The organism is Haloplanus sp. CK5-1, from assembly GCF_037201915.1.
GTDB classification, from domain to species: Archaea; Halobacteriota; Halobacteria; order Halobacteriales; family Haloferacaceae; genus Haloplanus; species Haloplanus salilacus.
The window spans coordinates 1,076,383-1,096,354 of record NZ_CP147505.1 but is presented as its reverse complement, the minus strand read 5'-3'; the positions used below and the strand labels follow the sequence as shown (position 1 = coordinate 1,096,354).

Below are 19,972 nucleotides of genomic sequence, written 5' to 3'. Positions count from 1 at the left end.
ACCCGAATCGGTTTGAAAGTTTATATCAACCGTGGGGTTCGGCAGCCGCTCAATCGTAGGGATAGCGGGCCGTCGCACCGCAGTCACACCGGACGACCACGTGGCCGTCGGCGAGTCTGACGCGAGCGTTCCGGCCGGGCCGACGGTAGACGTCACAGTCGTCGCAGGTGAACCGGCGGAACCCCTTCGGGAGCGAGAGGCGGTTTCGCTCGGCGATCCGACGGGCGAGGCGGACGTACTCCCGGGAGCGGTCGTCGTCGCCCTCGGCGGCCGCGGCGCGGGCGAGCGCGGCCAGCCGATCGATCCGCTCGGCAGCGATGCCCATGGACGAACGCCGCCGCGGGGTGGCAAAGGCCTTCCGACAACGAGTGCCGCGACCGGTGTGGCGTATCGGTAGCATCAAGACGGTCACCGCGCAACCGGCCGGCGTGCGGGTGTTGAACTACCTCGAACTCGAGGGGCGCCTCGACCGGAGCGGGATCGGGACCGCAGCCGACCAGCAACGCGCCGCCCTGTCGACGACCGACGTGTCCGTGATCACGTCGCCCTGGCGGGGCGAGTCGCCGCCGCGGGCACTCGCCGCCGGCCTCCGGGGACGGGGCGCGTTCCGCGAGTACGACGTTGCCCACTGCAACATGATCGGGCCGGGGACCGTCGCCGTGGCCCGCCACGCCAAGCGGACCGACACGCCGCTTGTCCTCCACGCCCACGTCACCCGCGAGGACTTCGCCGAGAGTTTCCGGGGCTCGACCCACCTCGCCGGACCGCTCGGGCGCTATCTGCGGTGGTTCTACTCACAGGCCGACCTCGTCCTCTGTCCGAGCGCGTACACGAAACGGGTCCTCGAATCCTACCCCGTGGACGCGCCGATCCGACCGATCACCAACGGCGTCGACACCGCGTCGCTGGCGGGGTTCGAGTCCCTCCGCGGGGAGTACCGCGAGCGGTTCGACCTCGACGGGCTGGTGGTGTTCAGCGTCGGCAACGTCTTCGAGCGCAAGGGCCTCTCGACGTTCTGTCGGCTCGCCGAGGAGACCGACTACGAGTTCGCGTGGTTCGGTCCCTACGACACGGGACCGCAGGCCTCCGAGGCGGTGCGGCGGTGGACGACCGATCCCCCCGAGAACGTCACCTTCACCGGCTGGGTCGACGACAAGCGGGGAGCCTTCGCCGCCGGCGACGTCTACTGCTTCCCGACCAAGGCGGAGAATCAGGGCATCGCGGTACTGGAGGCGATGGCCTGTGGCAAGCCGGTCGTCCTGCGGGATATCCCCGTCTTCGAGGAGTTCTACACCGACGGCCACGACTGTCTCAAGTGTTCGACCCGCGCCGAGTTCCGCGACGCGCTGGATCTGTTGGCGACCGACCCCGACCTGCGCGAGCGGTTAGGCGAGAATGCACGCGAGACGGCGGCCGAGCACTCGCTGGATCGGGTCGGCGAGAGGCTCGTCGCGGCGTACCGGCGGGTCGGGGAGCGGAGCGAGTGCGAAGTCACAAACGATTAACCCCTCCTCGTCGAACCGGAGGCAATGCGTTCGGTCGCCGCCTTCACCGACACCTACCTCCCGACCGTCAACGGCGTCACCTACACCGTCAAATCGTGGCGCGACTGCTGGGCGGAGCGCGGCGGTCGGATGGACGTGGTCTACCCGCGGACCGACGGCTACGCCCCCCGTGCCGGCGAGTACCCCGTTCGGAGCCTCCCCTTTCCCTTCTATCCGGGATTTCGGCTCGGCGTCCCGTGGGTCCCGCGACGGGTCCGGGACGTCGACGTCGTCCACGCCCACACGCCCTTCGCGGTCGGTCTCGCTGGACTGTGGCTGGCTCGAAAACACGACCGGCCGCTGGTCGCGTCGTACCACACGCCCTCCGCGGAGTACGCCGACTACGTCGCGCCCGGCGAGACGGTCGAACGGATCGTCGAGGGCGTGAGCGAGCGGTACGAGCGCTGGTTTCTCGACCACGCGGACGCCGTCCTCGCGCCGAGCGAAGCGACCGGGACCCACCTCCGAGAGGAGGTCGGCGTCTCGACACCCGTCACCGTCGTCCCGAACGGCATCGACACCGACCGGTTCCGGCCGGTCGACACCGACGCGTTCCGGGCGCGGCACGGACTCGACGACCGGCCGCTGATCGGATACACCGGCCGCCACGGCTACGAGAAGCGACTCGCCGACATCGTCGACGCCGCCGCGGGCCTCGACGCGACGGTCGTCTTCGGCGGCGACGGGCCGGCCCGAGAGGAGTTGGAGGCACGCGCCGAGGCTCGCGGGGTCGACACCCACTTTCTGGGGTTCCTCGACCGCGACGAGCTCCCCGCGTTCTACAGCGCGCTCGACCTCTTCGTCTTCCCGAGTCCGGTCGAGACACAGGGGCTCGTCGCGCTGGAGGCCAACGCCTGCGGAACGCCGGTCGTCGGAGCCGACGAGGGCGCACTCGCCGACACCGTCCTCGATGGAGTCACCGGCTACCACTTCGAGACGGGCGACGCCGAATCGCTCCGGGAATCGATAGAACGGGCGCTCGACGACCGAGCGTCGCTGTCGGAGGCCTGCCTCGCGCGCCGGGAAGACCACGGCGTCGGCCGAGCGGTCGACCGAGTCGCCGAGGTGTACGACCGCGTCGCGGAGTAAGAGACCGCTCGATCAGTCGTCTTCGATGGCCTGGGCGATCCGCTGTAGCTGTCGGGTCGCGTCGCGAACCTCGTCCCGGAGCTGTCGGACCTCGCGAACGAGTTCCTCGTTGCCGACCGACTCCTCTTCACGACCGCCGCCCATCCCCGGCGGGCCGCCACCGCCACCCATCCCCGGCGGGCCACCGCCGCCGCCCATACCCGGCGGGCCGCCGCCGCCGCCCATCATGCCGCTCATCATCTGTGCGAAGGGGTTGCCGCCCTCGCCGCCACCCATCATCTCCTCGGGGTCGGGGCGTTCACCCTCCTCACGCTCCTCGGCGCGACGCTCGCGGATCTCCTCGACGCGCTCGCGGAAGGACTTCTCCTCGGCCTCGGTCTCGCCCTCGCTCACGTCGGGGTCGCTCCCTGCGGTCTCTGACTCGTCGCCGGTGTCGTCGTCTGCCATGGGAACGGGTTCGAAAGCCACGCCGAAAAGGGTTGTCGTCTACCCGAACGCGCCGAGGCTCGACTGGAGGCGACGGTCGGTGCCACCGGTCCGGACCTCGTAGCCGACCAGAGCACGCAGGTCGACGGCGTAGGTGCTGCCAGCGAGGTCGAGGACGAGCAACCGACCCTTCGCCCCCCGGATCCGGCCGCTCGCCAGCGTCTCCGCAACGGGGCGCTCCGACAGGTCGAGGCCGTAGTCGAAGTCGAACGTCTCGATGGGGTCGAAGTCGTCGAGCAACGCCTCCCACGCCGCTTCGTCGACCGATCGACCGAGGCCCGCCCGCTTGGTCGGTATCCGAACCCGGTCCGGTATCCATCCGGCCAATCCAGCCTCGATTTCGCGGGCGATCCGGCCGTTCTCGACGGTCCGGACGTGCGCGCCGCGGTCGGCACCCTGTTCGCGGAGCCGCGTCTCCAAGCGATGGCGTTTCGTGACGCCGACCTTGAACGTGTCCGGCGCGAACGCCGCGAGGTAGACGGCGTGGTCGTCGAAGCAGTCCATCTCGTCTTTGAGACAGGTTCCGGTGCACCGGGCACAGACCCACGTCGAGTCGTGGACCGGACAGTGGGGAGCGGCGGCGGCGTCGCAGGGTCGGTGACCGTCGTCGGTCACGACGCCCGCACAGCGGCGGTCGCCGAGGCGGTAGTCGAGGGTCGTCCCGGGGTCGAGAGGGACGTACTCGACGCCGACGGCGTCCCCCGAACCGTCGGTGGCGTCGCTCAGGAGGAGGCCGGCGTCGACCGTGTCGTAGCCGACGATCTGCACACCCGAATCGTCGGGGGCGGCGAGTAAAGGCGTGTCTATGCGAGTTCGTCGATCAACTGCCGGGCCGCCCGGCGGACGGCGTCGTCGCTCGACTCCGGTGGCTCCCAGCCCAGCGCCGCGAGTTTCTCGATCGAGAGGCGCATCTTCGGCACGTCGCCGGTCCACCCACGGTCACCGCCCGTGTACTCGTAGTCCGGATCGAGGCCCATCTCCTCGCTCACGATGTCCGCGATGCGATTGACCGACGTCGTGGTCCGCGACCCGAGGTTGTAGGTGTTCAGATCCGCGTCCGCGCGTTCGACGACGTGACAGATGGCGTCGACGCAGTCCTCGACGTGGAGGTAGGACTTCTCCTGTCGGCCGTCGCCGAGGATGGTGAGCGTCTCCGGGTCGTCGAGGAGTTTCTCGACGAAGTCGGGGATCACGTTCCCCCGCTGGCGCGGGCCGACGATGTTGGCGAAACGGAAGGTCCACGACTGCACGCCGTGGGCGTGGGCGTACGTCGACACCAGTCCCTCGTCGGCGAGTTTGCTCGCACCGTACTCGCTGATCGGTTCGAGGGGGGCGTAGTCCTCGGGGGTCGGGCGGGGCGCCTCGCCGTAGACGGTCGAGGAAGAGGTGAAGACGAAGCCATCGACGTCCACCTCGGCGGCGCGTTCGAGCAGGTTGTACGTCATCTCGGTGTTCTCCTCGAACAGCCGACGGGGGTCGGCGTAGTTCGTGTCGGTGTAGGCCGCGAGGTGGAAGACGACGTCGACGTCCTCGGTGACCACCTCGGCCACGTCGTCGGGGTCGGTCACGTCCGTCTCGACGAGGGTGGCGTCGTCGGGGACCCGGTCCGGTTCGCCCTTCGAGCAGTCGTCGGCGACGATCACGTCGTTGTCGTCCGCGAGTCGGGCGGCGAGGTGCGAGCCGATGAGACCCGCCCCGCCGGTGACGACCACGCGCCGATCCGAGAGATCCATGCCGTTCACCTGTCCCACGCGGCGCAAGTGTGTTGCGATCCGGCCGTCCCGCGCCGTGTCCCCCGTCCCGCGATCCGAAAGCCGTTACCCACTCGACGCCCTCGCTCGGGACATGCAGAACTCCGCCGAAGTCGTCGTGTTACGACTGGGCCACCGCCCCGGCCGCGACGACCGCATGACGACACACGTCGCCCTGACGGCGCGGGCGCTCGGTGCCGATCGAGCGATCCTCGTCGGCGAGGCGACGCAGGCCCGCGAGACGGTCGCGGACATCACCGACCGCTTCGGCGGCCCGTTCGACGTGACGGTGACCGACGCGTGGCGGCCGGTGCTGCGCGACTGGGATGGGGCGGTCGTCCACCTCACGATGTACGGCGAACCGGTCGAGTCGGTCACGGGGGCGATCAGGGAGCGATTCGATGGTGGCGACGGGGGCGACCCCCTCCTACTCGTCGTCGGGGCGGGGAAGGTCGACTTCGAGGTGTACGACCGCGCCGACTGGAACGTGGGCGTGACGAACCAGCCCCACTCCGAGGTTGCGGCGCTGGCGGTCTTTCTGGACCGTCTGTTCGAGGGGCGGGAACTCGACCGTGAGTGGGCGAACGCGGATCGGCGGGTGATCCCGAAGGCGACCGGCAAGCGGGTCGAGGAAGTCGACGACTGGTCGTGAACGGGTGGCGTGAGAACCCTTATGCCACCGACAGCCTAATGCTCCGGCATGGACCCCGCCGTACTCCAACTCGGTCTCCCGTTCGGATCGCTGTTCGTCGGGCTACTCGTCCTGATCCTCGCCATCGTCACCGTCTACCAGATGGTCGAAATCGTCGACGCCTACGAGAAGAAGGCGCTGACGGTGTTCGGCGAGTACCGACGACTACTCGAACCGGGTATCACGTTCATCCCGCCGTTCGTCTCGCGGACGTACTCCTTCGACATGCGGACCCAGACCCTCGACGTGCCGCGACAGGAGGCGATCACGCGGGACAACTCGCCCGTGACCGCCGACGCCGTCGTCTACATCAAGGTGATGGACGCCAAGAAGGCGTTCCTCGAGGTGGACAACTACAAGATGGCGGTGTCGAACCTCGCCCAGACGACGCTTCGGGCGGTGCTGGGCGACATGGAACTCGACGACACGCTGAACAAGCGCAACGAGATCAACGCGCGCATCCGCGAGGAACTCGACGAACCAACCGACGAGTGGGGCGTCCGCGTGGAGTCAGTCGAGGTCCGCGAGGTCAACCCCTCGAAGGACGTCCAGCAGGCGATGGAGCAACAGACCTCCGCGGAGCGTCGCCGCCGGGCGATGATCCTCGAAGCGCAGGGTGAACGCCGGAGCGCCGTCGAGAGCGCACAGGGCGAGAAGCAGTCGAACATCATCCGCGCCCAAGGGGAGAAGCAGAGCCAGATCCTCGAGGCACAGGGCGACGCCATCTCGACGGTGTTGCGAGCGAAATCCGCCGAGTCGATGGGCGAACGCGCAGTCATCGACAAGGGGATGGAGACGCTCGAACGCATCGGGCAGGGCGAGTCGACGACGTTCGTCCTCCCGCAGGAACTCACGTCGCTCGTCGGTCGCTACGGCAAGCAACTCACGGGCAGCGACGTGCAGGATTCCGCGGCCCTCGATTCGCTGGAGTTCGACGACGAAACCCGCGAACTCATCGGCCTCGACGACATCGAGGAGATCCTCGGCCAGATCGACGAGGCCGCCGAGATGGACGTCGAGGAACTCGAACAGGAGGCCGAGGCGATCAAGTCGGGGGCGGGGACGGACATCAAGAGCGCCAACGAAGTGATGCAAGACGCCGACGAGGGGGCCGGCAGCGACCCCGAGGCGGAGACGGAGCCCGAGTAGCACGGACGTGCGACACGCTTTTGCCGGGGCGAGCCGACTGTCCGGGTGACGATGCCGGACGGGGATCGGGGAGTCGACGGGGAGAAACGAGCGACGCTTCGTCGGTTCGCCGCACTCGGAGCGGCGACGCCGCTGGCCGGACTCGGGAGTACGTCCGCACGGGCGGCCGAGTCCGACAGCGACGCCCGCGACGCCATCCTCGGCTACGTGAACGCGACGCCGGGCGCACACTTCTCGAAACTGCGCGACGACCTGAAACTCGGCACGGGGGAGACCCAACACCACCTGCGTCGCCTCCTTGACGAGGAGCCCGCAGGCGAGACGTCGTCGGATCGTCGATCCGACGGAAGCGCGTTGGCATCCCGTCGCGACGGCGACTACCGCCGGTTTTTCGTCGCCGGTCGGTTTTCGGCGTTCGAGCAGACGGCGCTCGGCTACCTGCGTCGCGAGACGCCTCGTGGCATGATCCTGACGCTGCTTCGCCACCCCGACGCGACCGGAACCGCGGTGGCGGACGCCCTCGACGTCTCGCGGGCGACCGTGAGCACGTACGCCAGCCAACTCGACGAGGCGGGGCTCTTGGACCGCTCGGACGGCTACGCCGTCGCGCGGCCCGAGACGATCATCACGCTGTTGGTGCGGTACGCCGACTCCTTCGACGCGGAGACGCGGGCCTTCGCCGACGACGCGGCGGCGTTCGTCAGGTACGACCCTTAATTCTCGACCTTCCAGGTCGTGCCGGAGGAGTAGCCCCACTTCTCGACGGCCACGTCGAACTCGCCGGTTCGGATGGCGGTCATGTTCGCCCCGACCTCCTTGGCGGTCATGCCGAGTTCGGCGGCGATGAGCCGCGATTTGAAGTAGGTCTTCGTGCCGGCGTGTTCACGGAGGTATCGCAGGATCCGACGCTGTTTCTCGTTCAGGTCGTCGGTGGCGGCGGTCGTGCTCATATCTAGCGGGTTGGTCGAAGCGACCTTAGGGAGTTTGGTACGGCTGGTTAACACGCCGCTGTCGTGCGATTCATCCCGGTATCGGCTGGAAAACGGGGGACGATCGGCGGCCACGAGGTACGGTCACCTAACAGACGAGGGCGTGTCGGAGAACCGGTCCGGAGCCGTCCGGAAACGAAGATTCTTATGCGCTTCCCCGATAGGCAGGTGGTATGGGTCTGTTCGATCGGTTGCGCGGCGGGGATCATCCGCGCGTCGCATTCGTTGGCATCGACGGGGTGCCACACAGTCTCCTCGCGGATCATCCCGAGGAGTTTCCGAACTTCGCGGCACTCGCCGACGAGGGGTCGGCGGGCGCCATCGACAGCATCGTTCCCCCGGAATCGAGCGCCTGTTGGCCGGCACTGACGACGGGGGTCAACCCCGGTGAGACGGGCGTGTACGGCTTCCAGGACCGCGAATCCGGCACGTACGACACGTACGTACCGATGGGACAAGACGTGCAAGCACAACGGCTGTGGGATCGGTTGGAAGGGACCGACCGCACCGCGACAGTGATGAACGTTCCCGTCACTTTCCCGCCCCAGCGGAGCGTCCAGCGGATGGTCTCCGGCTTCCTCTCGCCGGGGGTCGACAAGGCGGCTCGTCCGGACGAACTCCGAGACTACCTCCAATCGATCGACTACGCCATCGACGTGAACGCCAAACTCGGTCACAAGGCGGACAAAAGCGCGTTCGTCGAGGACGCCCACGAGACGATCGACACGCGGTTCGAGGCGTTCAGCGAGTATCTCGACCGCGACGACTGGGACCTCTTTTTCGGCGTCTTCATGACGACTGACCGCGTGAACCACTTCCTGTTCAAGGACTACGAGCGCGATGGGCCGAACAAGGAGGCCTTCATGGAGTTCTACCGCAAGGTCGACGACTACATCGGGAAGATCCGCGACCGCCTCGACGACGACGTGACCCTGGTCGTCGCCAGCGACCACGGCTTCACGTCGCTGGATCACGAGGTCCACTTCAACGCGTGGCTGCAAGAGGAGGGGTGGCTCTCTTTCGAGGACGACGACCACGACGACCTCACGGACATCGCCGAGGAGTCGCGGGCCTACTCGCTCATCCCGGGACGGTTCTACATCAACCTCGAGGGTCGCGAGCCGCGCGGGTCGGTGCCCCAAGACGAGTACGAGGCGACCCGCGACGAACTGAAGGCGGCGCTCGAAGCGCTCGAAGGGCCGGACGGTCGGGCGGTCTGCGAGCGCGTCGTCGAGAAGGAGGACGCGTTCCGGGGCGCACACGACGACATCGCGCCGGATCTGGTCGCCATCCCCAACCACGGGTTCGACCTCAAGTCGGGGTTCAAGGGTCACGACGAGGTGTTCGACGTCGGCCCCCGAAACGGGATGCACAGTTTCGACAACGCGACGCTGTTCGTCGACGATCCATCGGTGAGCGTCACCGACGCGGACCTGTTCGACATCGGCCCGACTATCCTCGACCTGATGGACGTGGAGTACGGTCGAGCCGAGTTCGACGGCGGCAGCCTCGTCACGTCCAAGTAGCTACAGCAGGCCGTCGATCCGGTCGTCGGCGAGCGTCTCGTTTTCGTCCTCCGCCACACCGTCTTCGGCTGCCCGCCGCGCCCGTTCGAGGAAGCCGTCGAGACGGTCGGAGTCCACGACACCACCGAGGAGGACGAGCGACGCCAACCGGTCGTCGTCGAGGGGGAAGTCGCCGCCGCGGACCTCCATCGTGTCGAGTTCCGTCTCCAGCCACGACCGGGCCTTCTCGACGCCCTTCCGTGAGACCGCTCGGGGACGGCCAGCGACGACGAGTAGTCCCCGCTCCGCGCTCGTCGTGTCCGGCAGACCGAGTCCCGACCGAACGGCCCGGCGGGTCGTGCTCGTGACGACGTTGACGTTCCCACCCGCGTCGGGCGCGGCGTCGGCCGACGCGTAGCCGAGGGTCGCAACGCCGCCACGGAGCGTGTTGATGACCTCCGAACTGTCGACGACCGATTCGCCGACGCCGCCGACGGCTTCGCCCGCGGCGAGGAGGAGTCCGACGCGCCGAGCGATACGCTCGTTGATCGCCTCGTAGCCGGATTCGAGGCTCTCGCCCGCCGACCGCCAGGTGTCGTTGTCGACCAGTATCGTCGCGTCCGCCTCCCGGGTGAGCGTCTTCAGTGATCGCCCGGCGTTCACCTGGTACAGCGCGCCCTCGTCGCGCCCGGGGAGGACGCCCAGGCCGTAGACTGGGACGTCGTAGACGCGTTGCAGTTTCTTCACGAGGTACGGCGCGCCGCCGCTTCCGGTGCCACCGCCCAAGCCGGCGACGACGAACATCGCCTCGGCGCGGGCCGTCATCCGGCCGTCGATAGCGCTCAACACCTCTTGGACGTCGTCGCGCATCACCTTCGTGCCGAGTTCGTTGTCGCCGCCGACGCCGTGACCGTTCACTTCTGCCCCGCCGATGAGGACCGTCTCCAGCGGGAGGGACTGGAGGTCCGACCGGGCACTGTTGACCGCGAGCGATCCGACGACCGCACCGAAACCGTTCCGCGCGTCGAAATCGGACAGGGCGCCGACGACTTTGCCGCCTGCCTGTCCGACACCAATCAGGACGGACTTCATGCGTCGGACGTGCGTCTCGCGCTCCCTTCAAAACACCGCCGCGTTTCCGGGACCGAGACACCGTGAGCGTCTCGGGTACCGACCCACCGAGGGTTTAGGTGCGATGGCGCGGCCAGCGCGCCGCATGGACGACCGACTGGACGACCGGATCGACGCGGTAGAGCGGGCGATCAGCGACGGACACGCCGTGGACGGACTGCCCGACACCGCCCGAATGGAGCAACGACTGGACGACATCGAAACGAACGTCGAGGAACTCGACGACCGACTGGCCGATCTGGAGGCGGCGGTGCAGGCCCTCCGGGGGTTCGCCGGCGGCGTGCGAGCGGTCGACGAGGAAGTCGAACGTCGGGCGAACGCCGCCGTGGCACGGGTCGAGCGCCTCGAAGCGGACCTACACGAGGCACCCGACCACGGCGACGACCGGGCGCAACGCGACGTGGACGGTCCGAGACACACCGCCGAGACGACAGTCGACGACGACACGGGGCGGGAAGACGGAGTGGAGTGGCACGACGACGGCGAACCGGACCGCGCGACCGAGGGAGCGTCCGGTGGTGTCGGGGCGGGAACGGACGGTTGGCGGGGCGGAAGCGACGCGGACGGTACGGGGTCGACGGAGCGGTCGGGGACGTCGAGACGAACGGACGCGACGCTCGCGGAGACGGCCGCAACCGCCGCAGCGGCCGTCGACCGTCCCGACATCGAGGACAGCGAGACCAGGCACGAGTACGTGGACGAGGACGAGAGCGGGGCCTTATCGCTGGCCGACCGCATCCGACGACTGTTGTGATCCGCGTCGTCCTCGCCGTCGTTCTGACCGTCGTGTTGCTGGCGGCCGCGACGCCGGCGATCGAGGAGGGAAAGGCGGCGCGGACGGCAATCCACCTCGACGGGACAACCGATCGACTCGACCGGGCAGCGCGGTCGTTGCTCGCCCACGAGGACCCGACCCGACCGTCGGTGGCTGGCGCACGACGGATCGTCACCCTGCGGCTTCCGGCCCGCTCGTGGACGGCCAGCGAGGCGACACTACGGATCGACGGGACGGCGGATCTACTCGCCTATCGGGTTGGAGACGGTCGACCCCGGCGGACGACCCTTCGGGGCGTCGACCTGCGGACGCCGGACGGCCCGATCAGCCTGCGGACACCGGGTCGACACCGGCTCGTCCTCTCGCTCGTTCGCGACGACGGGGTCAGGGTGGTCGTCCGGCGTGACTGAGATTCAAAAGCGATGCCGGGGCAACGGGACAGTATGAGGCTACTGGACCGATTCCGGGACGACGAGTCGGGCAACATGTGTCGGTGCGAGCCGTCGTTTCGGTCGCCACCGGGAGCCGATCCGGACCGGGGCATCGCGCTCGTCGTCGACGCCGACGGCTGCTCCGGGGGCGGTGACCTCGCGGCCGCTCCCGACTGTCGTGCGACGGTGATCGATGCGCTCTCGAACCGCGAGGTCGACGCGGTCCGCGTCCGACACGCGGGGCGAGAACGCGTCTACGACGACGGAGCGGTGGGGTTACTCGTCGCGGCCGGTCGCTTCGTCGCTCGTGTCGCCGTCCACGACGGGGTCCTCGCGGAGCGGGCGCGCAGCGATCCGCTCGGAGCCGCCCGCGCCGCGACCGGGCGCGCCGGACCGGTGGCAGACGTGGCGGCGACGACGGGGCTGGCCGCGGGTGCCGACCGGGTCGACGGCGGCTACGAACGGGCGCTTCCCGCGACCGTCGGACCGACGATGTCGAACGCGAGACTGTCGGACCGGCCGCCGAGCGAGGCGACACTGCTCGACCGTCGGGAGCTCGACACCGGCGCGACGGTACGTCGGTACCGGACCGAAGCGGGGGGATACTACTTGCTCGATCCGCTCGAAACGCGGCTCGGCGACGGGGGACTCCGCGCTCTGGCGGAGGCGTACGAGCAGTTGGCCGAGGGCCCGACGACGGACGACGACCGGCCGATCGCACGGGCCGTCCGAGCGGTTGGTGACGTGGACCCTGCCGAAGTGTCGGTCGAGGCCGTCGAGCGAGTCCTCCGAAAACAGACGCACGGGCACGGCGTCCTCGAGGATCTGTTCACCGACCCGTTGGTGTCGGAGGTGCTCGTGACCGCACCCGTGAGCGACAACCCCGTCCGAGTCGTCGTTGGGGGCGACAGAGTACCGACGAACGTCCACCTGACACGCGAGGGGGCCACAGCGCTCGCCTCCCGCTTCCGCAGGGAGAGTGGCCGGTCCTTCTCACGGGCGAACCCTACGCTCGACGCGACGACGGAGACGCTCGCCGGCGACCGAGTCCGCGTCGCGGGGACCACCGATCCGGCGAGCGAGGGCCACGGTTTCGTCTTCCGAACGCACGGGACGACGGCGTGGACGCTCGCCGCCCTCGTGGAGAACGGGACGCTCCCGGCCGACGCCGCCGCGCTCTGTTCGCTCGCCGTCGAGCGCGCCGCTGCGGGGTTGATCGCCGGGCCACGGGGTGCCGGCAAGACCACGCTGCTCTCCGCGCTCCTCTGGGAACTCCCGCCGACGACGCGGACCGTCGTCGTCGAGGACACGCCCGAACTCCCGGCGACCGAACTGCAGGAGGCCGGCCGGGACGTCCAACCGGTTCGGATAGAGAGCGGCGACGGGCCGTCGCTATCCGCCGAGGAAGCGCTACGGACCGCGCTCCGACTCGGCGAGGGTGCGCTGGTCGTCGGCGAGGTCAGGGGTGAAGAGGCGATGACGCTGTACGAGGCGATGCGGGTGGGCGCGGCGGGGAGCGCCGTCCTCGGGACGATCCACGGCGACGGGTCCGATGCCGTGTTCGAGCGCGTCGTGACCGACCTCGGCGTGCCGGCGTCGTCGTTCGCCGCGACCGACCTGCTCGTCACACTCGCGGCGGGCGAGAGCCGACGTGTGGACACCATCGAAGAAGTGCGCCACACCGGGGAGGGCGTCGCGTTCGAGTCGCTGTTCGTAGCCGGGGACGGGGGAACCGAGCCGACAGGGGTCGTCGAGCGCGGAAACAGTCATCTCGTGGCGTCACTGACCCGACCGGGGGAGTCGTACGCGGACGTGCTCGACGAACTCGACGAGCGCGAATCACTCTTGGCCGACCTCGCGGCGACGGAGCGGACGTCACCGACCGAGGTGGATACGGTACACCGCAGGCGGATGGCGAAATGACCGGGACTGCAGTCGGGCGACTGGCTGCCGCGTGGCCGACAGGCGTGGACCCCGACCCGGCGTTCGAGCGGGCGCTCGCACATCTCGGCTGGAGCGCCGACGCCGAGACGACCGAGCGTGCGGCCCGGAGTGTGGCCGTCGTCGTGGCCGTCGTCGCAGTCGGTGTCGGGGTGGGCGTGGCTACACTCGGGTCGGGGCGAATCGGACTCGCCATCCTGGCCGCCGGGACGGGCGTCGGCGTCTGCGTCCCGACCGTCGTGGAACGAGGCGTTCGGTTCCTGGCGACGCTGCGTCGGACACGCGCGCTGGGGTCGGCCGCCGCGCTCGTCGGACGGGCCGCGCTCCGTCTGCGGATCGACCCTGCGACCGAGCGCGCGGCCGTCTTCGCCGCCCGGACGGGGAGCGGGGTGCTAGCTCGAAGCCTCCACCGCCACGTCGACCGCGCCCGCGGGACGCCACGGAGTGGCTTCGAGGCGTTCGTCGACGAGTGGGGAGATCAGTTCCCGGCGCTCGAACGCGCCGTCGACCGGCTCGACGCCGCGGCGTCAGCACCGGCCACGGAGCGCGACCGACACCTCGACCGGGCAGTAGCGGCGGCGCTCGACGGCGCGCGAGAGGAGTTGGCGACGTTCGCGACCGAGATCAGGGGGCCGGTGACGGGGTTGTACGCCTTCGGCGTTCTCCTACCGCTAGCGCTCGTCGGCGTCCTCCCGGCGGCCCGGGCGACCGGCGTTCGGCTCTCACTACCGGTCGTCGTCGCACTCTACGACCTCGCGCTCCCGCTCGTGGTGGTCGTGGCCGGGGCGTGGCTCCTCGCTCGCCGGCCAGTCGCGTTCCCGCCGCCCCGGATCGGCCGGGATCACCCCGACACGCCCGACGGATGGTCCCGTTCGGTGGCCGCCGGCGTCGTCGCGGCAGCGGTCGGCGTCGTCGTCGTGACGCACGTGGTCGGGGGGTGGGCCGGGCCGGTCGCCGCCGTCGGTCTCGGACCGGGTGTCGCGCTCGTGGTCCACGTCCACGAAGCCAGACGCGTCCGCGAGCGTGTCATCGCGGTCGAGTCGGAACTCCACGACGCGCTCTATCTCGTCGGACGGCGCGTGTCTGCCGGGGAAGCCGTCGAGACGGCGGTCGACGGAGTGGCCGATCGGATGTCGGGCGCGACGGGCGACCTCCTCGAAGAGGCGACGGAGCGACAGCACCGACTCGGTGTCACCGTGGCCGAGGCGTTCCGCGGCGAGCACGGGGTACTCGGTACGCTCCCGAGCCGACGGGCCAACGAGATGGCCGAACTGTTCGGCCTCGCGGCGACCGAGGGCCGGCCCGCCGGCGACGCGCTGGTCGCGACGGCGGAACACGCCGAGGAACTGCGGCGGATCGAACGCGACGCACGGCGCGAACTGGCACAGGTCACGGGAACACTGTCGAACACTGCGGCCGTCTTCGGACCGCTCGTCGGTGGCGCGACGGTCGCCCTGTCCGCGCGGGTCGGGCGAACCGAAACCGCCGGGTTCGGGGCGGGAGCGCTTCCGACGGGAGAACTCGGCGTCGCCGTCGGAGCGTACGTCCTCTGGCTCGCGGTGGCGCTCACCGTGCTCTCGACGGGGCTGACCCGCGGGCTCGACCGGACGCATCTCGGGCACCGCATCGGGGTCGCGCTGTGTCTCGCGACCTGCTGTTACTTCTCGGCGTACGTCGGCGCGGGCCTGTTCCTGTAGCCGGGCCGAGGTTCAAGTGCGGTAACGGGGCCATCCCACCCCATGTTCGGCGTTCCAGTCGATGCGTGGTACACGTGGCTCGGACTGTCCATCGCGAGTGTCGCGTTGGTGGGCGTCGCTGCGGCGCTCCCGACGGCCCCGCCGCCGGCCGCCGCCGACGTGGCCGGAACGGTCGACCGAACGGCGGCGACGGCACACCCCGCGACCGCCGAACACCCGCTCGACGCACGGGCGATCCGGGTCGAACCCGGGGGGATCGGACTCCGAAACGACGCCGGGACGACCCACGCGACGTTCGCGTTCGGTCCCGTGACCCCCGCCGCCGGGATCGATTCGCTGACAGCGGTCCTCCGCGGTGCGCCCCCGGGGAGTCGGTTCGACTCCGGCGATGCGCTCTGTACGGCCGCCGGGACGGCGCGGGAAAGGAACTCACGCTGGCGGTCGGCCGAGGGTCCGCTGATCGTCAGACACGTCGTCTGGGAGGGGTGTGATGTCACGCTCGTCGGCTAGGGGGCAGGTCGAACCAGTCGCCGCGCTCGTGGTGCTCGTGGCCGTGTGTGTGGCCGTCTCGACGTACGCTGCCGCCGTGGACGGAGCCATCGGCGAGGAGGAGCGATCGGTCGCGCCGCCGACGCTCGACCGGGTCGTCGACATCCTCGCTTCGGGCGGCGTCGCGAAGCCGGATCGAACGGACCGAGCACGGCGGGCGGGGCCGGCGGGCTACCGCCTGAACGTCACCGCCGCCGCGGCCGGTCAGCGGTGGCACACCGGTCCGACCCCACCCGAGGCTGTCGACACCGAGACGGCGACACGTCGGATCGGCATCCAAATCGGCCCGGCTCGGGTCCGCCCGGGTCGCGTCCGCGTGGAGGTGTGGGCGTGACGAGCACCGTCCTCGACGGGGTGCTCTGTCTCCTTCTGATCAGCGGCGCAGTGGTGACGGTGACGACTGCGACGCCTCGGGAGGCGACCGGTGAGGGCCGCGCACCGGACGTGTCGTCGACGCTCGCGACGACGACGACGTCGGTAAACTACACGCTCGAACCGACCACAGGCGACGGGGCCCGCGTGTCGGTCGACCGGACTGCCCACGGGACGCTCGCGGAGCTCCTCGCACGCGCGGCGGTCGGCCGGATCACGGTGGACGGCCGGCGTCTGTCTCACGCCCGTGATGGACTCGGGGCGGCGGTAGCGAGTGCCGTCAGGGGGGCGATCCAAGAGAACCACACGCGGGTTACGGCCGTCTGGCGGCCGTATCCGGGACCGTCGATCAAGGGCCACGTTGCCGTGGGCGCGCGACCACCGCCAGACGTGCCGGTTCACGCGGCGACGATGACCGTTTCGAGCGGATTTCCCACCCGACGGGACGAGACACGGGACGCCGCCCGAGCGCGAGGCATCGAGGGGGTCGCCGACGTGGTAGCCGAGGGGTTCGTGGAGGGCCTGTTTCCGCCGACGCGGACCCGCGTCGCCGCCGGCGGGGCCCGCCCCGTCTCGGCCGTGATACGGCACCGATACCGACAGGCGACGGAACGCTTCGGTGTCGGCCGATCGACCCGGCTCGCGAGCGGCGGGGTCGACGACACCAACGAGCGTCTCGCCGCGGCCGTCTCCGATCGGGTGGCACGTGACCTCGGAGCGACGAACGCGTCGGCGCGAGCGGTGAGCGAGCGCGTCGGCCTCGGTCGCGTACGAATCACCGTGAGGACGTGGCCGTGACCCGCTTCGCCGAGGATCGACGGGCACGCGTCCCGTTCGCGCTCGTGGGTGTCCTCCTGCTGGTCGGCGCGTCGACGTTCGCCGCGGTGGTCGACACCCGTGGGCCGGACCGGATCGACCGCGATGCCGACGTCGCCATGGAGCGGGTCGAAGCCGCGACGACGGAGACGATCCGATCGGCCGTCGGAGAGGCGTCGCGAGCGGCGGCGACGGAGCCGGTGACCGAGCCCGCGGCGACGCCGTACGGCCGACTGCTGAGCGACGCCCGGCCGTTCCGGGACGCGTTGCGGCTCCGAATCTATCTGAGCCTCGACGACCGCCTCGAGACGACCCGCTATCGGCGGGGCGACGTGACCGCCGTCGCGTCGCTCCCCGAGGCGACTACACCGGCGGAGCTCGGGCGTGCGATGGACCGTATCGAGGTCAAGGGCGTCGGAAACGGGACGGCGGTCCGCGTGACGGTCCGGAACGTGACCGTCTCGGCCCGTGACGACGGCCGGCTAGTCGCGAGGGAACACCGAACACGAACGGTGACCGTCGCGACGCCGGTGTTGGCTCTACACGATCGAACGGCGACGTTCGAGACGCGGCTGAACCGAACCCCGCTGGACGGTCCGGGACTGGGGCGGCGGCTGACCGCACGGCTCTACCCCATCGCGTGGGCGCGGGGCTACGCCCAGTACGGCGGAGTTCCGATCGCCAACGTCGTCGCCACTCGTCACGTCGAAACGTCGACGAACGCTGCCCTGCTCACAGCACAGCGGTCGGCCTTCGGACGAAGCGATCCGGCCGGACGGCGAGCGACGCGGCGGGCGACCCTCGAACTCGGCGTCCGTGACCTCACGGCGGCGACGGAAGCCGACTCGTCGTGGGCCGACCGCGTCGTCCCACGCCCGAACGAGCGGCGGAACGCGAGCGGGAACACGAGCGTGGAACTCCCGATCAGAGGACGTGACGGTCCGTCGCCGAGCCACCGGATCGACGTCGATACCGGGGTGGCCCCCGACCGGGCGGCGACTGGGCTTCGGACCGAGGCGGTTCGATCGAATCGCTCGCTCGACGGTCTCTTTCGATCCGCGTATCGCGTCGAGGCCGAGCTCCTGACGTCGAGTCGACAGACGTACGACGAACCCCGTCCCGAACCCAACACTCCGGGCGAGGAGTGGAGTCTCGAAACCACCGACGTGACGATGAGCGCCGAGGTCGACGCGAGCAGTGCTCCGGCTCCCGACTCCGGATCGGAACGGCATCGCTTCGAGACGTTCACCCGGCACGTGACCCTCGACCGGACCGTGGCGTGGACGTGGCGACGGGGGAATCGCACGATCACCACGGACGGAGAGTGGACCGAGCGGTACCGTGTCGGCGTCGCGGTGGTCGGCGAGTACGCCCCGAACGGAACGGCACCCGACCGACCGACCCGGCAGACGTTCGAACGCGGCGGGCCGGTCGGTGGTCCGAACCTGGCCGACGTACCCGGGAAGGCGGAGCGACGACTGGTCGACGAACAGGGCGGCCGGGACGACGTGGCCGTCGCCGTCGCCAACGACAGCCTCGGCGTGCACGAGCGGACCGTATACGGTGACCGCCCCTCGGCACTCCGCTCGTGGGTGAACGCGGACCTGGCGGAACTCCGTGGACGGCTCTCGAACGCCTCCGTCGGCGTCGACGCGGGACGCATCGCGACGTACACGGCGAACCCACCGGAGCGACTCGCGGACGACCTCCGGAAACGGCGGATGGCGTTGATCGAACCGCCGGATCGATACCGCGGCGCGGCGGATCGAGCGCGGGTCGCGGCACGAGCGGCGCTGGTCGACGCGACGATCCGCCGTCTGGAGCGGCGAGCGGACGGCCACGAGGAGAGACGGCGAGCGTTCGACCGAGTACTCGGACACGCGGGGATCGAATCACCGCGGTCGCTCCGCCGGACCCTCGACGCCGGACGACGCTCGGCGGGACCGGCGAACGCGTCGCTCGCCCGAGAGGGAACGCCACCGACCGGGCCAGTGAGCGTCGTCCCCGACGGCTCGCCGGCGTACCTCACCGTCGCGTCGGTGAGTCACGACCGCGCCGTCGGCGTCCCGCCGTCGCGGTCGTACCACCCGCTATCGTCCGAGAACGTCAACCTGTTTGTCGCGCCGTACGGTGACGCGGCCGACTCGGTGGCCGGATCGGGGAGCAACGGCTCCTCGCGGACGAGGCTGCGGACGGCGGCACAGGCGCTGAACGCGGCAGACGGTGTCGAGAACGCGTCGATCCGAGAGCCCCGAAGCGATCTGCGGTCGGCCGTCTCTGGCTCGGTCGCCACGCTCCGTGCCGGGAGCCGCCACACCGTTCGTAGCGAGACGCAACTCTCACGGCCGTCGGTTCGCGAAGCGGTCACGGCTGGATTCGATCGGTGGGAGAGCCCGGCGGATCGGGCGCTGGCGGCCAGTAACGGGTCGCTCGCCCGGGCGATAGCCGTCGAGGCGGACGAACGCGCGTCGGGAGCGGACCCCGCGCGGGTCGACCGGATCGAGGCGCGACTGGAGACGACGTTCGGTCGCACGCTCGCTACGCGGGCCGGCACCGTCGCACAGGAACGGGTCAACGCGACGGTGACGCGAGTCCGCGAACGAGCGATGACCGACGCGGCGGACGCTGCGACCGACCGTCTGCTCACCGATCGGTTGAACGGAACGCTCGGCGCGGTGCCGGCGGGGTTGCCGGTCGCCCCCGTCCCGGGGTACTGGTACGCGACGATCAACGTCTGGTCGGTGTCCGTCCGCGGGGCGTACGCCCGGTTCAGCCTGCGGACGCGACGCGGCGGCCCGACGCCGGGCGGTACGCTCCGGTACGTTCGCGACGGATCGACGGTACGACTGGACGTGGACGGCGACGGTGACGGAGAACGCCTCGGCCGCGACGAGCGCGTCGACTTCGAGACGCGAACGGCAGTCGCGGTGGCGGTACCGGCGGGACGCGACGGTGTCGGGGACGTCGACGGGGAACGCGAGGAGCGCGCGGGCACCTGGCCACGACCGGGGTGTACGTCGTGGGCGGCGACGGCCTGCCGCGACGGCGAGTGAACC

General features: G+C 70.1%; 20 protein-coding genes. 14 read left to right on the top strand and 6 right to left on the bottom strand.

The genetic code is table 11. From position 1 onward, the window contains the following. Positions 1-49 precede the first annotated feature (49 nt). Positions 50-325 (bottom strand): ribonuclease P, encoded by a 276-nt coding sequence (locus tag NBT81_RS05770; protein WP_338741727.1) that lies wholly within the window; start codon positions 323-325, stop codon positions 50-52. A gap of 103 nt (positions 326-428) precedes the next feature. Here NBT81_RS05770 and NBT81_RS05765 point away from each other — a divergent pair, with 103 nt between their 5' ends. After that, positions 429-1,505 (top strand): glycosyltransferase family 4 protein, encoded by a 1,077-nt coding sequence (locus tag NBT81_RS05765; RefSeq protein ID WP_338742507.1) that lies wholly within the window; start codon positions 429-431, stop codon positions 1,503-1,505. Between the two features lie 24 nt (positions 1,506-1,529). Then, entirely contained in the window at positions 1,530-2,633 is a 1,104-nt protein-coding gene (locus tag NBT81_RS05760) for a glycosyltransferase family 4 protein (RefSeq protein ID WP_338741726.1), read from the top strand. Between the two features lie 12 nt (positions 2,634-2,645). On the opposite strand, the gene NBT81_RS05755 is transcribed toward NBT81_RS05760, so the two are convergent. Genes NBT81_RS05755 through NBT81_RS05745 form a run of 3 tightly spaced genes read right to left on the bottom strand, consistent with a single transcriptional unit; the run spans position 2,646 to position 4,852 of the window. Then, positions 2,646-3,080, bottom strand: coding sequence for a hypothetical protein (locus NBT81_RS05755; protein ID WP_338741725.1), 435 nt, complete (start codon positions 3,078-3,080; stop codon positions 2,646-2,648). Positions 3,081-3,119: 39 nt separating this feature from the next. Continuing rightward, a complete protein-coding gene (locus NBT81_RS05750) occupies positions 3,120-3,887 on the bottom strand; it encodes a DUF2797 domain-containing protein (protein WP_338741724.1) in 768 nt (255 codons plus the stop codon). A 35-nt stretch (positions 3,888-3,922) separates the two neighbouring features. Then, positions 3,923-4,852, bottom strand: a complete 930-nt coding sequence (locus tag NBT81_RS05745) for an NAD-dependent epimerase/dehydratase family protein (RefSeq protein WP_338741723.1) — start codon at positions 4,850-4,852, stop codon at positions 3,923-3,925. A gap of 112 nt (positions 4,853-4,964) precedes the next feature. On the opposite strand from NBT81_RS05745, the gene NBT81_RS05740 reads away from it, so the two are divergent. From NBT81_RS05740 to NBT81_RS05730, 3 genes are read left to right on the top strand one after another with little or no spacing between them, the layout of a single operon-like run. Then, positions 4,965-5,522 carry a tRNA (cytidine(56)-2'-O)-methyltransferase gene (locus NBT81_RS05740; protein ID WP_338741722.1) on the top strand — a complete coding sequence of 186 codons (558 nt, stop codon included), beginning with the start codon at positions 4,965-4,967 and terminating at the stop codon, positions 5,520-5,522. 48 nt (positions 5,523-5,570) lie between these two features. Next, positions 5,571-6,710, top strand: coding sequence for an SPFH domain-containing protein (locus NBT81_RS05735; protein WP_338741721.1), 1,140 nt, complete (start codon positions 5,571-5,573; stop codon positions 6,708-6,710). A gap of 51 nt (positions 6,711-6,761) precedes the next feature. Next, the gene (locus NBT81_RS05730; RefSeq protein ID WP_338741720.1) at positions 6,762-7,427 is read left to right on the top strand and encodes a MarR family transcriptional regulator; all 666 of its coding nucleotides are present in this window, start codon (positions 6,762-6,764) and stop codon (positions 7,425-7,427) included. On the opposite strand, the gene NBT81_RS05725 is transcribed toward NBT81_RS05730, so the two are convergent. Further along, a complete protein-coding gene (locus tag NBT81_RS05725; RefSeq protein ID WP_338741719.1) occupies positions 7,424-7,660 on the bottom strand; it encodes a DUF7123 family protein in 237 nt (78 codons plus the stop codon). The two genes, NBT81_RS05730 and NBT81_RS05725, sit on opposite strands and share 4 nt — an antisense overlap. Before the next feature lie 212 nt (positions 7,661-7,872). Between NBT81_RS05725 and NBT81_RS05720 the strand changes: the two genes are divergently transcribed. Then, positions 7,873-9,225, top strand: a complete 1,353-nt coding sequence (locus NBT81_RS05720) for an alkaline phosphatase family protein (protein ID WP_338741718.1) — start codon at positions 7,873-7,875, stop codon at positions 9,223-9,225. On the opposite strand, the gene NBT81_RS05715 is transcribed toward NBT81_RS05720, so the two are convergent. Beyond that, positions 9,226-10,296: a tubulin/FtsZ family protein gene (locus NBT81_RS05715; RefSeq protein ID WP_338741717.1), complete on the bottom strand. Its 1,071-nt coding sequence runs from the start codon at positions 10,294-10,296 to the stop codon at positions 9,226-9,228. Between the two features lie 124 nt (positions 10,297-10,420). Between NBT81_RS05715 and NBT81_RS05710 the strand changes: the two genes are divergently transcribed. From NBT81_RS05710 to NBT81_RS05675, 8 genes are read left to right on the top strand one after another with little or no spacing between them, the layout of a single operon-like run. Then, entirely contained in the window at positions 10,421-11,089 is a 669-nt protein-coding gene (locus NBT81_RS05710; protein WP_338741716.1) for a DUF7310 family coiled-coil domain-containing protein, read from the top strand. Further along, on the top strand, positions 11,086-11,520 hold the full coding sequence (locus NBT81_RS05705; RefSeq protein WP_338741715.1) for a DUF7311 family protein: 435 nt from the start codon (positions 11,086-11,088) through the stop codon (positions 11,518-11,520). Before NBT81_RS05710 ends, NBT81_RS05705 begins: the two co-directional genes overlap by 4 nt. Positions 11,521-11,553: 33 nt before the next feature. Further along, positions 11,554-13,464 carry an ATPase, T2SS/T4P/T4SS family gene (locus tag NBT81_RS05700; RefSeq protein WP_338741714.1) on the top strand — a complete coding sequence of 637 codons (1,911 nt, stop codon included), beginning with the start codon at positions 11,554-11,556 and terminating at the stop codon, positions 13,462-13,464. Further along, complete coding sequence (locus tag NBT81_RS05695) at positions 13,461-15,179, top strand: type II secretion system protein (protein ID WP_338741713.1); 1,719 nt, start codon at positions 13,461-13,463, stop codon at positions 15,177-15,179. Before NBT81_RS05700 ends, NBT81_RS05695 begins: the two co-directional genes overlap by 4 nt. 42 nt (positions 15,180-15,221) lie before the next feature. Then, entirely contained in the window at positions 15,222-15,689 is a 468-nt protein-coding gene (locus tag NBT81_RS05690) for a DUF7283 family protein (RefSeq protein WP_338741712.1), read from the top strand. Further along, the gene (locus tag NBT81_RS05685; RefSeq protein ID WP_338741711.1) at positions 15,670-16,062 is read left to right on the top strand and encodes a DUF7285 family protein; all 393 of its coding nucleotides are present in this window, start codon (positions 15,670-15,672) and stop codon (positions 16,060-16,062) included. Before NBT81_RS05690 ends, NBT81_RS05685 begins: the two co-directional genes overlap by 20 nt. Continuing rightward, positions 16,059-16,898 (top strand): DUF7284 family protein, encoded by an 840-nt coding sequence (locus tag NBT81_RS05680; protein ID WP_338741710.1) that lies wholly within the window; start codon positions 16,059-16,061, stop codon positions 16,896-16,898. Before NBT81_RS05685 ends, NBT81_RS05680 begins: the two co-directional genes overlap by 4 nt. Continuing rightward, positions 16,895-19,969: a DUF7286 family protein gene (locus NBT81_RS05675; RefSeq protein ID WP_338741708.1), complete on the top strand. Its 3,075-nt coding sequence runs from the start codon at positions 16,895-16,897 to the stop codon at positions 19,967-19,969. The genes NBT81_RS05680 and NBT81_RS05675 overlap by 4 nt, the downstream gene beginning before the upstream one ends. The last annotated feature ends 3 nt before the right edge of the window (positions 19,970-19,972 follow it).

Bases quoted from the DNA above. Each gene is read 5' to 3' on its own strand.
- NBT81_RS05685 (WP_338741711.1), top strand. From the start codon at position 15,670: ATGTCACGCTCGTCGGCTAGGGGGCAGGTCGAACCAGTCGCCGCGCTC.
- NBT81_RS05710 (WP_338741716.1), top strand. From the start codon at position 10,421: ATGGACGACCGACTGGACGACCGGATCGACGCGGTAGAGCGGGCGATC.
- NBT81_RS05690 (WP_338741712.1), top strand. From the start codon at position 15,222: ATGTTCGGCGTTCCAGTCGATGCGTGGTACACGTGGCTCGGACTGTCC.
- NBT81_RS05745 (WP_338741723.1), bottom strand. From the start codon at position 4,852: ATGGATCTCTCGGATCGGCGCGTGGTCGTCACCGGCGGGGCGGGTCTC.
- NBT81_RS05730 (WP_338741720.1), top strand. From the start codon at position 6,762: ATGCCGGACGGGGATCGGGGAGTCGACGGGGAGAAACGAGCGACGCTT.
- NBT81_RS05755 (WP_338741725.1), bottom strand. From the start codon at position 3,080: ATGGCAGACGACGACACCGGCGACGAGTCAGAGACCGCAGGGAGCGAC.
- NBT81_RS05735 (WP_338741721.1), top strand. From the start codon at position 5,571: ATGGACCCCGCCGTACTCCAACTCGGTCTCCCGTTCGGATCGCTGTTC.
- NBT81_RS05770 (WP_338741727.1), bottom strand. From the start codon at position 325: ATGGGCATCGCTGCCGAGCGGATCGATCGGCTGGCCGCGCTCGCCCGC.
- NBT81_RS05715 (WP_338741717.1), bottom strand. From the start codon at position 10,296: ATGAAGTCCGTCCTGATTGGTGTCGGACAGGCAGGCGGCAAAGTCGTC.
- NBT81_RS05700 (WP_338741714.1), top strand. From the start codon at position 11,554: ATGAGGCTACTGGACCGATTCCGGGACGACGAGTCGGGCAACATGTGT.
- NBT81_RS05720 (WP_338741718.1), top strand. From the start codon at position 7,873: ATGGGTCTGTTCGATCGGTTGCGCGGCGGGGATCATCCGCGCGTCGCA.
- NBT81_RS05725 (WP_338741719.1), bottom strand. From the start codon at position 7,660: ATGAGCACGACCGCCGCCACCGACGACCTGAACGAGAAACAGCGTCGG.
- NBT81_RS05740 (WP_338741722.1), top strand. From the start codon at position 4,965: ATGCAGAACTCCGCCGAAGTCGTCGTGTTACGACTGGGCCACCGCCCC.
- NBT81_RS05695 (WP_338741713.1), top strand. From the start codon at position 13,461: ATGACCGGGACTGCAGTCGGGCGACTGGCTGCCGCGTGGCCGACAGGC.
- NBT81_RS05760 (WP_338741726.1), top strand. From the start codon at position 1,530: ATGCGTTCGGTCGCCGCCTTCACCGACACCTACCTCCCGACCGTCAAC.